At 54.8% G+C, this 13,466-nt stretch carries 10 protein-coding genes; all 10 read right to left on the bottom strand.

Features of this window, described 5'->3' with window-relative positions; all coding sequences use genetic code 11:
• Window positions 1-2: 2 nt before the first annotated feature.
• Entirely contained in the window at window positions 3-968 is a 966-nt protein-coding gene (mraY, locus tag MKY74_RS27245) for a phospho-N-acetylmuramoyl-pentapeptide-transferase (RefSeq protein ID WP_076169850.1), read from the bottom strand.
• Window positions 969-987: 19 nt separating this feature from the next.
• Window positions 988-2,388 (bottom strand): UDP-N-acetylmuramoyl-tripeptide--D-alanyl-D-alanine ligase, encoded by a 1,401-nt coding sequence (locus MKY74_RS27250; RefSeq protein WP_318672623.1) that lies wholly within the window; start codon window positions 2,386-2,388, stop codon window positions 988-990.
• Window positions 2,388-3,875, bottom strand: a complete 1,488-nt coding sequence (locus tag MKY74_RS27255; protein ID WP_076169848.1) for a UDP-N-acetylmuramoyl-L-alanyl-D-glutamate--2,6-diaminopimelate ligase — start codon at window positions 3,873-3,875, stop codon at window positions 2,388-2,390. Before MKY74_RS27255 ends, MKY74_RS27250 begins: the two co-directional genes overlap by 1 nt.
• A 47-nt stretch (window positions 3,876-3,922) precedes the next feature.
• Window positions 3,923-5,944, bottom strand: coding sequence for a stage V sporulation protein D (locus MKY74_RS27260; RefSeq protein ID WP_084203872.1), 2,022 nt, complete (start codon window positions 5,942-5,944; stop codon window positions 3,923-3,925).
• Between the two features lie 93 nt (window positions 5,945-6,037).
• Complete coding sequence (locus MKY74_RS27265) at window positions 6,038-8,317, bottom strand: penicillin-binding transpeptidase domain-containing protein (protein ID WP_076169847.1); 2,280 nt, start codon at window positions 8,315-8,317, stop codon at window positions 6,038-6,040.
• An 18-nt stretch (window positions 8,318-8,335) separates the two neighbouring features.
• The gene (locus tag MKY74_RS27270) at window positions 8,336-8,752 is read right to left on the bottom strand and encodes a hypothetical protein (protein WP_076169846.1); all 417 of its coding nucleotides are present in this window, start codon (window positions 8,750-8,752) and stop codon (window positions 8,336-8,338) included.
• 86 nt (window positions 8,753-8,838) lie between these two features.
• A complete protein-coding gene (rsmH, locus tag MKY74_RS27275) occupies window positions 8,839-9,789 on the bottom strand; it encodes a 16S rRNA (cytosine(1402)-N(4))-methyltransferase RsmH (RefSeq protein ID WP_076169845.1) in 951 nt (316 codons plus the stop codon).
• A 20-nt stretch (window positions 9,790-9,809) separates the two neighbouring features.
• The gene (gene mraZ, locus MKY74_RS27280; RefSeq protein ID WP_076169844.1) at window positions 9,810-10,247 is read right to left on the bottom strand and encodes a division/cell wall cluster transcriptional repressor MraZ; all 438 of its coding nucleotides are present in this window, start codon (window positions 10,245-10,247) and stop codon (window positions 9,810-9,812) included.
• 215 nt (window positions 10,248-10,462) lie between these two features.
• A complete protein-coding gene (locus MKY74_RS27285) occupies window positions 10,463-11,734 on the bottom strand; it encodes an adenosylhomocysteinase (protein WP_076169843.1) in 1,272 nt (423 codons plus the stop codon).
• A gap of 27 nt (window positions 11,735-11,761) precedes the next feature.
• A complete protein-coding gene (gene bshC, locus MKY74_RS27290) occupies window positions 11,762-13,393 on the bottom strand; it encodes a bacillithiol biosynthesis cysteine-adding enzyme BshC (RefSeq protein ID WP_076169842.1) in 1,632 nt (543 codons plus the stop codon).
• Window positions 13,394-13,466: the final 73 nt, after the last annotated feature.

Genomic DNA, 13,466 nt, shown 5'->3' on the forward strand with positions numbered 1-13,466 from the left:
TTCTACAACCCCTTGTTCAAGTAAAGTCCAAGTCCCGCGAGCACGATGCCTACCGCCCAGAAGGTCATGACAACCCGCCATTCGGACCATCCGGTCAGCTCGAAGTGATGGTGAATCGGACTCATTTTAAAGATGCGTTTGCCCCGGGTCTTGAATGATGCGACCTGAAGAACGACGGACAGCATTTCGATGACGAACACGCCGCCGATCACGATAAACAGCAGCTCGGTTTTGGTGACGATGGCGATGCCGCCGATGGCTCCGCCAATGCCGAGCGAACCTGTATCCCCCATGAAAACTTTGGCCGGGTGGGCGTTAAATACAAGAAACCCGAGCACCGCCCCGATCATGGCAGCGGCACAAACGGCGGCCGACAGCGAGGTCGCCTGCATGGCGACGATGGCGAATGCGGCAAAAGCGATGGCGCTGACGCCGGACAGCAGTCCGTCGACCCCGTCCGTGAAATTGACCGCGTTGGTCACGGCCATCATCATAATGACGATGAACGGATAATAGAACCATCCGCCCCAGTCAAACGACCACGACGTTCCCGGCACGCTGATCGCCGTACTGTGGCCGTTCTTGATGAGCAGGTAACACATGATCGCGGCGAAGAGCAGCTGCAGGATAAGCTTCTGTTTCGCCGTCAGTCCGAGCGAACGCTTGAACACGATTTTAATATAATCATCAAGAAATCCGATCAGGCCGAAGCCAAGTGTGGCTACGAGCAGCACGTAAAAATCCGTATTAATGACGGAAAATTTCAGAAAAGCAAGCGTAAAAGCCAAAATAATGACGATTCCGCCCATTGTCGGCGTTCCCGCCTTCTTCAAATGGGTTTGCGGCCCGTCGTCGCGGACCTGCTGGCCGAACTTCATACGCCTGAGCAGCGGAATAAGCAGCGGAGCGGCAATCACCGCGAGAATAAAAGATACACCGATCGTTAACAGCAATAGTTGATAGTCCATGGATTCACCCCCTCGTGCGCTATTTCTGCAAGTTTTCCTTAACTAGAGCATCCACAATTTCCTCGAGCTTCATACCCCGCGACGCCTTGACAAGCACCACATCTTTGGCATGAACGCGCTTGATGAGATGAGGGATCAGCTCAGCTTTATCCGTAAAAGAAAATACGCTCAGGTCCGGACGAATCTTCCGGGCCGCTTCAGCGGTCTCCTCCGACAACGGTCCGTATGTGTACAGCACATCCACCCGGTCCGCCGCGGCATACTGCCCGATCTCGGCATGGAACTCCTTCTCCTGCGGCCCAAGCTCCAGCATGTCCCCCAGCACGGCTACCTTGTGATGATAGCCTTTGAGACTATGAAGCGCGTCGATCGCAGCCTTCATGGAGGTCGGGCTGGCGTTGTAGGCGTCGTTCAGAATGGTCAGCCCGCTCGGCGCCACGATTTGCTCGATTCGCATCCCGGTCAAATGCAGTCCGGTCAGTCCCGTGCGGATGTTCTCCTCGGTAATGCCGAAATGGCGGGCCACCGCGAGAGCTGCAAGGCAGTTAATGACGTTATGCTGGCCGAGGAGCGGCAGATCCAGCCCTTCCTCCGGATGCAGCAGTGACGTAAAAATAATCCCCTTGCTGTGGAACATCATCCCTGTGGGGTAATCATCGTTGCTCTGATCCAACCCGAACGTAAAGGTCCGGAGCCCTTCGGGTTTCACCGTCTCGGCTTCGCCGAGCACCGTAGGAATCAGCGGCTCGTCGCCATGGTAGATCAGCAGGCCGCCGGGCTTCATGCCGCTGATAATTTCCACCTTGGCCCGGGCGATTTCATGTCTTGAACCGAGCTGAAGCAGATGCGCTTCCCCGATATTTGTAATGACCGCCACATCAGGACGGGCGATTTGGGAGAGACGCTCGATCTCATGCCGGCCGCTCATTCCCATCTCCAATACGGCGATTTCCGTATCCGCCGGCATCTCTAAAATGGTTAAGGGCAGTCCAATATGATTATTGAAATTGCCCCCGGTTTTATGAACTTTATAGGTCGTAGACAGAAGGGTATACACCATATCCTTCGTCGTCGTTTTGCCGTTGCTGCCCGTAATGCCGACTACGCGGCAGCCTACTTCCGCCAAATAGGCCTCAGCCAGGGTCTGCAGCGCCGCAAGCGTATCATCGACAAGAATGACAGCTCCCGCCGGCGCCTCGCCCCGGTCGCGCTGCCACAGCGTCGCGCCCGCTCCGTCCTTCAGTACGGATTCGGCATAAGCGTGTCCATCAAAACGTTCCCCGACGAGCGGGACGAACAGGCTTCCTTGCTTTATTTGTCGGGAGTCCGTAAACACGCCTTGAATCGGCAGCTCCCGGTGTTGTTCCTGCGAGAGTGTTCCTCCGCACATGGCGGCCATTTGGCCTAAAGTCGTCGTAATCACTTATCCAATCCCCTTATCGCTTCCTTGGCAACTTCACGGTCGTCGAAGTCATAATTCGTCGTACCAATGGTTTGATAGGTCTCATGACCTTTCCCCGCAATCAATACTACATCCTGAGGGCTTGCCATTTCAATAGCCTTTTGTATAGCCGTCCGCCGGTCCACGATCATCTCGTAGCGCTCCTGCGGAACGCTGTCATCCTTCAGACCCTGCTCGATGTCCTTCAGAATCAGCTCCGGATCTTCCGTTCTCGGGTTGTCGGATGTGACAAAAATGAAGTCGCTGTACTTGGCCGCGATTTTGCCCATGATCGGACGTTTGGTCCGGTCCCGGTCTCCGCCGCAGCCAAACACGGTGATGACCCGGCCTTCAGCGAATTCGTTGACCGTCTTCAGCACGTTCTCCAGACCGTCAGGCGTATGCGCGTAATCGACGATAACGGCAAAAGGCTGTCCGGCATCCACCGATTCGACCCGTCCGTCCACGCCCGGTACCGATTCAAGGCTGCGCTTGATATTGTCCAGTTCAATGCCTTCCAGCAAGCCGGCGGTGATGGCGGCCAGCGCATTGTAGACGTTGAACTTGCCGACCATTCTCAGCTGGATATCGGCACTGCCCCGGAAGGTGTCCACATGGAAGGAAGTTCCCTGCGCCGTTACCTTGACGCCGGTTGCCCGGACGTCCGCGCTGTTCTCAACACCGTATGTAATGACTTCGGCTGCCGTAATTTTGGCGAAGTAGGAGGATGCTTCATCATCCGCATTCAGCACGGCAAACTTGCGCTGCTCCGGCTGATGGGCGAATTTGTTGCCCAGGCGGGCGAAAAACAAGCCTTTGGCCGCGCGGTATTCCTCCATCGTTTTATGATAATCGAGGTGGTCCTGAGTCAGGTTGGTGAAAATGGCGGTACGGAAGTCGGTGCCCTTTACCCGTCCCTGCTCCAGCGCATGGGAGGAAACCTCCATCACGCAGCACTCTACGCCGTTCGCCGTCATGTCATCCAGGGAACGCTGAAGCTCCAGCGCTTCCGGCGTCGTGCCCGACATCGGGAAGGTCCGTCCGCCGTAGCGCATCTGGATCGTGCCGATCAGACCGGTGTTGACCCCTTGGTCGCTCATCAATTTTTCGATGAGGTAGGTTGTGGTCGTCTTGCCGTTGGTTCCCGTCACGCCAATCATTTTCATATGGGAGCTCGGCGACCCGAAAAACGCATCGGCCAGAACGGCCATGGCAAACCGGCAGTCCTTGACCACGATCTGCGGGAGGTCAATGTCCAGCTTCCGCTCGACAACGAGCGCCACCGCCCCTTGTTCCGCAGCCTGGCCGGCATAGTCATGACCGTCGACCGTGTGGCCCGGGAGGCAGATAAACAGGTCTCCCGGCGCCACTTTACGCGAATCCACCTGGATGTTCGTAATCGTAATGTCGCCGTCTCCGATAATTTGTGCCGTCGTTAATGCTGATGCCAGTTCATTTAGTTTCATCTCTTGATCCCTCACTCTAGTTCTATTAGTCTCGAATATCGCCGCAATCAATTATGGGTTGAGGCATCATTCTGCTGTGTGCCGGTTCCGTCCTGAGGCGCTTCCGGATCATCCTGCGCTTCGTCCGCATCGCTATGATCCTTCACGTCCGCGTTCGTTCCCATATAAATCCGGATCGTCGACCCCCGCTCGACCCGGCTGCCCGGTTTGGGCGCCTGGCTGATGACCGTGTTCCCGGTACCGGACTTAGCCAGCGTAAAATTCATGTTCAGATCCTCATATAAATCTTGAACCGTTGCCCCTACCAGGTCAGGAACGGTGTCGATCGGCGTATCCCCGTATTTATAAGTTTTCGGCAGCTGATCCTTGCGCTCCGGCACCTTCAGCACATGCAGCGAATCCTCGAGAATGTGCTGGACAATCGGCGCCGCCACGACGCCGCCGAATTGAATACCGGCCGGATTATCCACCGCGGTGTAAACAACGATTTGCGGGTCGTCCGCAGGTGCAAAGCCGATGAACGAAACGATATGCTCCGTGGAGGAGTAGCGGCCGTTGACGACGATCTGGGCGGTACCCGTCTTGCCGCCGACTCGGTATCCGTCGATAAAAGCGGGTCTGCCCGTCCCTTTGGCCACTACGCTCTCCAGCGCTTCGCGCACCTGCTTGGACGTATCCTCCGATATAACTTGTCTGACCAGCGTCGGCTTCGTTTCGCTCACCGTTTCGCCGGTCTCCGGATTAATCCAGGCTTTGGCAACGTAAGGCTTAAACAGCTTGCCCCCGTTGACGGCAGCCGACACGGCGGCCACCTGCTGGATCGGCGTCACGGACACCCCTTGTCCGAAAGCCGTCGTGGCCAGTTCGACCGGGCCCACCTGGGACGGCTTGAACAGGATGCCGTTTTCTTCCCCGTTCAGATCGATGCCCGTTTTGGAGCCGAATCCGAAATTGCGGATATAGTTAAACAGCGAATCTTTGCCCAACCGCTGGCCCAGAACGACAAAACCCGGGTTACAGGAGTTTTCAACGACCTGCAGGAACGTTTCGCTGCCGTGGCCGCCCCGCTTCCAGCACCTCAGGCTGGCTCCCCCGACCTTGATATATCCCGGATCAAAAAACTGCTCATTCTTGAGGTCCACCTTCTTCTCCTGAAGGGCGGCCGCCAGCGTAATAATCTTGAAGGTCGAACCGGGCTCGTACGTCATCCAGATCGGCAGGTTCCGGTTGTACACTTCGGATGGGTATTCCTGATAGTTCGCCGGCTCAAATCCCGGACGGCTGGCCATTCCCAGAATCTCTCCGGTTTTCGGGTTCATGGCGATCGACCAGGCGCCGCGGGCCTGATACTGAACCATAGCCTGATCTAGCTCCCTCTCCATAATCGACTGAATCGATTTGTCGATCGTCAGCTGGAGGTTAAGGCCGTCTCTGGGCTCCTCGTATTTCTCGGAAGATCCCGGCATGAGCCTGCCCCCCGCATCGGACAAGTAGGAGACGCTGCCGTTAATCCCCTGCAGCTTGGTGTCATATCTCTGCTCGATTCCGGTCAAGCCCTGGTTGTCGATGCCCGTAAAGCCCAGAATGTGCCCGGCCAGGTCGCCGTAGGGGTAAAATCGCTTATTGTCCTCAGCAACGACGATACCCGGCAGCTCTAAATCACGAATTTTCTGAGCAAGCTCCATCGTAATTTTGCGTCCACCGGGTTGCAGTCGTTCAATCCTTGATTTCTTCGTAATAGACTTCATAATCTTGTCTTCGCTCATACCCAGCAGAGGAGCCAGCGTCTTCGCCGTTTTCTCGGGCTCCTTGATCTGAACAGGGATCGCCATGATCGTCGGCGTGCTTATATTATAAGCCAAGGGCGTCCCATTGCGGTCCTGAATCTCGCCCCTCTTGGCCGTTGACGGAATTTCCCGGCGCCAGTTCTCCTCGGCCTTGGCGGATAATTCGCTGCTCTTTCCTAGCTGCACATAGGCTAGCCTAACGATCAGAGCAGCGAACAACAGGCACAGGATCAGCAAGCTCCACAGCAGCCTCCGCCTCATGGTGACGTTTGAAACCTTCATTTGTTATCCCTCCCCGCTTCCCTACAGCTTCATGACTGTTCATATCATGAATATTCGGGACAACCAGGGGATAGAACAAGCTGTTGCCGCTTATCAGTTATCGCTGGCTTCTTCGCCGGACTTGCCGTCGGCCGAATCGCCGGCCGACGTATCCTTCGAACCGGAATCGTCCTCCGTGGAGGAGGATGAGGTATCCTGCGATGCCTCTTCATCCTTGACCGGCTTCAGCGTCAGCTGGACGGAACGCTTGCCGTTCTTGTCCGTGACCAGCTGCTCGCTGACGTATCCTTGGCCTTCGACGGTAACCGAGCATTTCAGCAAGGTCAAAATATCCAGCGCATCACGCAGCGATTCGCCTTTTAGGTCCGGCACGGTCATCTTGTCGGTCTCCTCGGTGAGCAGATAGATACGCTGCCCCGGGCTCATCGGCGTTCCCGCTGCCGGATACTGCCGGATGACCGAGGTACCCTTGCCGATCGTCTCGAAGTCAATGCCTGCGTTCAGCAGCTTTTGCTTCGCGTCCTTCACGGCCAGCTTCGTGAGCGTCGGAGCGGCTGGGCGATCCACTGTCGTTTTGCCGTCCGACGTCTTCTTCGTGGTGGCCTTCGGCACGCCCATGTACGGCAAAGCCTGGGACACGATTTTCTTAAAGATCGGCGCCGCCACCGTTCCCCCGCCGACATCAGGGTCATTCGGCTGGTCCACAATGACAATAAGGGCGATCTTCGGATCGTTCACCGGAGCAAAGCCGATAAAGGAGACGACGGATTTCGAATAATCCGGTTTGCCGTCGGCGCCGTATTTGACCGCGGTTCCGGTTTTACCGGCAACGCGGTACCCGTCGATGTAGGCGTTGCGTCCGGTACCTTTTACCTGGTCCGCGACGACCTGTTCCAGGTAGCTGCTCGTTTCCTTGGCGGCTTCCGGTGAGATAACCTGACGGACGACCTTGCTCGTATCCGGAGCTAATACAACTTTGCCTGTATCCGGATCGGTAATCTCTTTGATGATATGCGGTGTTTTCAATTTGCCGCCGTTCGCCACCGCGCTGATCGCCGCCAGCTGCTGGATCGGCGTCACGGACACACCGTGTCCGTAGGAAGCGGTCGCCACTTCGACCGGACCTGGCAGATTGATCGTCGTGGTAACTTCGCCGGGAAGCTCGATGCCCGTCTTCTTACCGAAACCGAAGTCGTTGATATATTTCAGCAGGCGCTCTTTCCCGAGCATTTCCGAGCCCAGCTTGACGAAGGCAACGTTACTGGAACGCTTGACACCTTCCAGAAACGTGATCGGTCCCCATCCGGAACGGTTGATATCATGAAGGTACGTATGAGTCCCTTTAACCTGGATCTGCCCTGACTGGTAAATCGCATTTGGATTAAACAGCTTTTCCTGCACCGCCCCTGCCAGCGTTACGATTTTGAACGTGGAACCCGGCTCGTACGTAGCTTTTACGGCATAGTTGAAGAAGTCCTTCTGGTCCTTCGTGTTCCAGTACGTATTCGGGTTGAATGTCGGCAGGTTGGCCATCCCGAGTATTTCCATCGTCTTCGGATCGGCCGCAATGACCGTCATGCTGATCGGTTGGTACTTTTCGTACGTCTCTTTCATCGCGTCTTCGATATAATACTGGATCGTGTCGTCGATCGTCAGCTTTAAATTTTTACCATTGACAGCCGGCTTGTACACCATATTCGCTTCGGGAAGCTGGTCCCCTTGCCGGTCGCTTTCGTATTTCATGAGTCCTGAGGTGCCTTTGAGGTAATCATCTAGACTTGCCTCAAGTCCGGCGACAGCCTCACCATCCCGGTTCGTGTAACCCAAAATATGAGCCGCAAGCGTCCCCTTCGGATAATAGCGCTTCTGCTCCTTGATCATGTCCAGCCCGGTTTCAAGCACCTTTTTTTCTTTTTTAAGCTGTGCCTTCAACTCTTTGTTGAGATCTTCGATCTGGGCCTTCTTCGTTTCGTCAATTTTCCACCCTTCGTTCCGGACCTCCCGGTTGGTAAGGTACTCCCCGTCCTTGTCTTTGGCGTTTACAAGTTCCTTAAGCTCGCTTTCATCCTTGCCTAAAATCTTGTGCAGCCCTTCGATGATTTCGTTCTCCAGCCCGTTCTCGTGGATAACGGCCGGATTGACGATAACGGTATAGGCCGGGACGTCGGATGCGAGAATATCGCCATTGCGGTCCGTAATCGTGCCGCGGGATGCCGGAATCGGGACTTTTTTCGTCCACTGGGCGACCGCCCGATCATGCCAGTCATCCCCGTTAACCACCTGCAGTGCAAATACCCGAATTAACAGAACAACAAAAAGGAGGGTGATGAATCCTCCTAGGAGCAGTGTGCGAAGTTTTATTCTTTTTACCATGCTCAACCCTCACAAGCTCTATTTTTTTGCCGTTTCCGACCCTGTTCCGGCGTTATCCGTACTTGTCGTATTGGAACGCGGAACGGTAAGCGCCTCCTTGCCCGGTTCTTGGTAACCAAGCTGGATCGCTTTCTCACGGATTCCGACCTCAAGGCGCTGCTTCTCTGCCTTAAGCTCTTTAATAGTCACGTTCATGTTCTTAATGTTCTTGTCGACCTTCTGCCCCTGCTTGTTCAGGTCGTAAATGTTGGCGTTCTGCCAGATGATCAGGCTCGCCACCATGACGCATATTCCAACCGTCAGCAAATAGAGCAGCTTTTCCTTGATCGGCAGATATGTACGGTGAGTAACGACTTTCGTCTTCTCCCGGTACCCGGGAGAAGTTCGTTCAGCGACCTTCTCCTTAACTGCCAGGTTACCACGCGTATAGGCCATGTCTGATTCCCCTTTGTCTTAGTCTCTACGCCCTGAACATGAGTCCTTGCCTTCAAAAATATGAATCGTGTGTCAGATGCGTTAGGTTATATTTTCTCAGCAACTCTCAGCTTGGCTGAACGCGCACGCGGGTTCTGTGCAAGTTCATCTTCACCCGGCACGATCGGCTTGCGGTTGACCAGTTTCATTTCACCCTTCCCGCCGCACACGCACATCGGAAAGTCCGGCGGGCAGGTGCATTTGCCTACGTAGCTGTTCAAAATTTGCTTGCATATCCGGTCCTCCAGCGAATGGAACGTAATCACCGATACCCTTCCGCCGGGAGCAAGACAGCGCACCGCTTGATGCAGCGCTTCTTCAAAAGCGCCAAGCTCGTCGTTCACCGCGATCCGAAGGGCCTGGAAGCTTCGTTTGGCCGGATGACCGCCTGTTCTCCGCGCTGCCGCCGGAATGCCTTCTTTAATAATATCGACCAACTCGCCCGTTGTTTGAATGGCTTTCTGCGCTCTGCGCTCGCTGATCACTCTGGCAATCCGTCTTGAGAACTTTTCCTCCCCGTATTGGAACAAAATCCGGGCAATTTCCTGCTCAGGCCATTCGTTTACAATTTCGGCAGCCGTCAAGGACGCCGACTGATCCATCCGCATATCGAGCGGCGCATCGTAATTGTAGCTGAATCCCCGGTCCCCTTCGTCAAACTGGGGAGAGGACACGCCCAGATCGAACAAAATGCCGTCCACCTGCGGAATGCCGTCCTTGCTCGGAACAGCCAGCTCCCGGAGGGTTTCCTCCAGATGCCGGAAATTCGTCTTGACCAGGGATACGCGGTCTGCGTACGGGGCCAGCCTTTCCTTTGCGTTATCGAGCGCCCAGTCATCCTGGTCCAACGCGATCAGCCTGCCGTATTCCCCCAGCTTGGACGCGATCAGGGAACTGTGCCCCGCCCCCCCAAGCGTGCAATCGACATATATGCCGTCTCTCTTCACGCGCAGCCCTTCTGTCGCTTCTTCTTTAAGCACCGTGATGTGATGAAACAAGCTGCAGCCCTCCAAACTCTCTACAAATCAAAATTCAAATCAACCAGCTTCTCAGCAATATCGTTAAACGTCTCTTCGGATTGCTGGAAGTATTCCTCCCAAGTATCCTTGCTCCAAATCTCCACCCGGTTCGATACGCCGAGCACCACGCATTCTTTCTCCAGCTTTGCGTATTGGCGGAGATTCCCCGGTAAATTTACCCTTCCCTGTTTATCCCATTCGCATTCCGTTGCACCCGAGAAAAAAAACCGGGTAAACGCACGCGCGTCGGATTTCATCAGGGACAGTGACTTCAGCTTTTGTTCCAAAATTTGCCATTCATTCATAGGATATACAAATAGGCATTGGTCCAAGCCCCGGGTGACCACAAAGGAGGAGCCAAGCAGCTCGCGGAATTTGGCAGGGATGGTGACGCGGCCTTTATCGTCTAAGCTGTGTTGATATTCCCCCATAAACACCGTTCACTCACCCCTTTAACCCCAAATCCCCACTTTGCACCACTTTCCACCACTTAAGGATACTAGATTCGCCGGATAAAATCAAAATCCTGCCTTATCCACATGTTTTTTTGTGGATAATTCCATTACCGTCCTGCGCGGAAAAACAGCAAAAACCCCCTGATTCGCGAAGAATCAAGGGGGTTTTCCACATGTGGATAACCACAATTTACCGATTATTCGTGGGTGGACCAGCTTTCCAAATACCGGATCTGCTCCTGGCTCAGCCGGTCGATCTGAATCCCCAGGCTTGCCAATTTATGGCGTGCGACCTGCTCGTCGATTTCGAGCGGCACATTCAGCACCTGAGCACCCAGGTTTTGATAGTTGTCATTCACGTATTTCAGAGACATCGCCTGGAGGGCGAACGTCATATCCATAATTTCCGCCGGATGCCCGTCTCCCGCCCCAAGATTGACAAGGCGGCCTTCGGCCAGAAGGTAAATTTTGCGGCCGTCCGTCAGCTTGTATTCTTCAATGTTGCGGCGCACGGTGCGTACCGACTCGGCTCGTGCCGCCAGCTCCGGTTTGTTGACTTCGACATCGAAGTGGCCGGCATTCGACAGGATCGCCCCGTCCTTCATCACGTCGTAATGCTCACCGGTGATGACGTCCCGGTTGCCCGTCACGGTCACGAAGAAATCGCCGTGCTTCGCGGCTTCCAGCATCGGCATGACTTCAAAGCCGTCCATATGTGCTTCCACCGCGCGGATTGCATTGACTTCCGTCACGATAACTTTGGCGCCGAGTCCTTTGGCCCGCATCGCTACGCCTTTGCCGCACCATCCGTAGCCTACAACGACAACGGTTTTGCCGGCTACGACGAGGTTTGTCGTACGGTTGATCGCATCGAATACCGATTGTCCCGTACCGTAACGGTTATCGAATAAATACTTGCAGTAAGCGTCATTAACGGCCACCATCGGAAACTTCAGCAGCCCGTCTTTTTCCAAGGCCTTCAAGCGAATAATACCGGTCGTCGTCTCTTCCGCGCCCCCGCGGATCGTCTCCAGCAGGTCCGGCCGTTCCGAGTGAAGGATCGTCACCAGGTCTCCACCGTCATCGATAATGAGGTCGGGTTTGGTCTCCAGCGCCCGGATCAGAAATTCCTTGTACTCCACCGGATCCGGATTGTATTTGGCCAGCACGGTCACACCGTCTTCCACGAGCGCCGCACAAACATCATCCTGTGTGGACAACGGGTTGCTGCCTGTGATCGTTACTTCCGCACCGCCGGCCTTTACCACTTTAGCCAGGTATGCCGTCTTGGCCTCCAAATGCAGCGAAATGGTGACCTTCAGCCCCTTAAACGGCTGCTCCGCTTCAAACTGCTTGCGGATTTCGTTTAACACCGGCATATGGACCTCCACCCAATCGATTTTCAAATGGCCTTCCGGTGCCAGCGCCATATCCTTGACCACGCTGTTTTGCAGTGAAGATGAACTCATCTCATTGCCTCCCTATCCTCTATTTGATTAACATTCGATAATGCGATGCTCCGCCGTAAAATGATCCGAAGTGCGGATCAAGTCATGAATCCATTCGAGGCCGTAGCGGTTTAAATAGTAGAAAATATTAAACACCCGTTCCTGCGGCTTGCCCAGCGGAAACAGGGAGACACCGATCCGGTCCCACTGCCGCAGCTCGGCTTCATGCTTCTTCTCCACCGCTTCGCGTGTTTTGCGTTCCAGATAAGAAATTTGCTCCAAAATTTTGCCCTTGTTTTTCTCGCTGAGCGGGATCAAACCGGACTGAATCGTACCCAGCTCGCGGATCAGCGGTTCGTACAGCTGCTCAAAAGCCCGGCGCGTCTCGGCGAATTTCGGCTCGATATGGAATTCCTCCTGGCTCGAAAGCCACTGCTGGCGGGCTTCTGCAAACCGGTGCTGAACATCCTGGAAGGTCACGCCGAACTTATCCATGTATTTCTGCAAGGCGCCTTCGATCAAGGTAAAGGACATCCGCGGCAGCAGGATCGGCATCCGGAGCCCAAGGATTTCAAAAGCCTGCTTCGTAATAGCCCAATAGGAAATTTCTCCTTGCCCAAGCACGGTACAGAGTACCGGGAACATCGATTCCTGCATCATCGGGCGCGTCAGCACATTGTTGCTGAACCGCTCCGGATGAGTGCGAAGCTGCTCCAGCAGCTCACTCTGGCTTAAGCTGACGATCCCTTTGCGATCGGTGAACTTGCCATCCTGTTTATACAGCAGCAGACGGTTTCCTTCATATATATAGAACAAATTGGCCCCGCCGGCCGCAACTTCCGCCTGAAGCGAGTAGCCTTTGCCGGTAATACACGCCGCCGCCTGCTGATAAGCCTGTTCCAGCCCGTCGTTGCGCTCGATCATTTTTTCAAACACCGGAACTTCCAGCTTGCGCAGTTCAGGATCCGCCGAATCGAGCAGAATCAAGCCGTACTCGCCAAACAACCGGCCCAGCAGCTTGGCGAAAGCGTCGCTGAGATTATCCGACTGCTCCGACGCCTCATGGATCCATTTCAAAATCTCCGGCTTGTTTTCACTGTCCGGAAGCCATCTGCCCAGCTGGTCGAAGGACTGCTTCCATTCGTTTGGACCGATCGGAATCGCACTCACCGACGAGCGGGGTCCCGGCTTCGCTTCCATCTTGATTTTGGCGACCTTCAGCTCCGGTGTCATGACGTACGTATGGTTCACTTCATCGAAGTCATGGTCCTCACCCGCGATCCAGAAGACGGGCACCACCGGCCGGTTGAATTTCTTGGCCGCTTCTTGCGCCGACTGGATTATGGTCATGGCTTTATAGATCACCAGCAGCGAACCGGTAAACAATCCGCTCTGCTGTCCCCCCACCACGGCCAGCGTTCCTTCCTTCGCCAGCAAATCCAGTGCATTATGTACCGCCTGATGGTTATTGTGCCGGCTGTTATACCGCCGTAAAACTTCTGCCAATTCGCCCCGGTTTACCCGGACGGACTCCGATTGGTCAAGCCATTCCACACGTTTCAGCCAGCTTGCTTCATCGCGAAAATCTTCACCGTATAAAGGCTGTACTTCGCTAAAACGGTTTATATAATCATCTGCAAGAGCCGAACCGCTCTTGAGTGAGTCGGAAACCACATTCATGGGTATGCCTCCTATTCTGTGCCCAATCACTTCCATGCTTACTTTATACTACCGCAATCTTTCTTGATTGTAA

The organism is Paenibacillus sp. FSL R5-0378, from assembly GCF_038009285.1.
Taxonomy (GTDB): Bacteria; Bacillota; Bacilli; order Paenibacillales; family Paenibacillaceae; genus Paenibacillus_AQ; species Paenibacillus_AQ favisporus.

What these genes read in the sequence shown, in the direction of transcription:
- mraY (WP_076169850.1), bottom strand. Translation starts at nt 968, where the DNA reads ATGGACTATCAACTATTGCTGTTAACGATCGGTGTATCTTTTATTCTC.
- MKY74_RS27255 (WP_076169848.1), bottom strand. Translation starts at nt 3,875, where the DNA reads ATGAAACTAAATGAACTGGCATCAGCATTAACGACGGCACAAATTATC.
- MKY74_RS27260 (WP_084203872.1), bottom strand. Translation starts at nt 5,944, where the DNA reads ATGAAGGTTTCAAACGTCACCATGAGGCGGAGGCTGCTGTGGAGCTTG.
- MKY74_RS27265 (WP_076169847.1), bottom strand. Translation starts at nt 8,317, where the DNA reads ATGGTAAAAAGAATAAAACTTCGCACACTGCTCCTAGGAGGATTCATC.
- MKY74_RS27270 (WP_076169846.1), bottom strand. Translation starts at nt 8,752, where the DNA reads ATGGCCTATACGCGTGGTAACCTGGCAGTTAAGGAGAAGGTCGCTGAA.
- MKY74_RS27285 (WP_076169843.1), bottom strand. Translation starts at nt 11,734, where the DNA reads ATGAGTTCATCTTCACTGCAAAACAGCGTGGTCAAGGATATGGCGCTG.
- bshC (WP_076169842.1), bottom strand. Translation starts at nt 13,393, where the DNA reads ATGAATGTGGTTTCCGACTCACTCAAGAGCGGTTCGGCTCTTGCAGAT.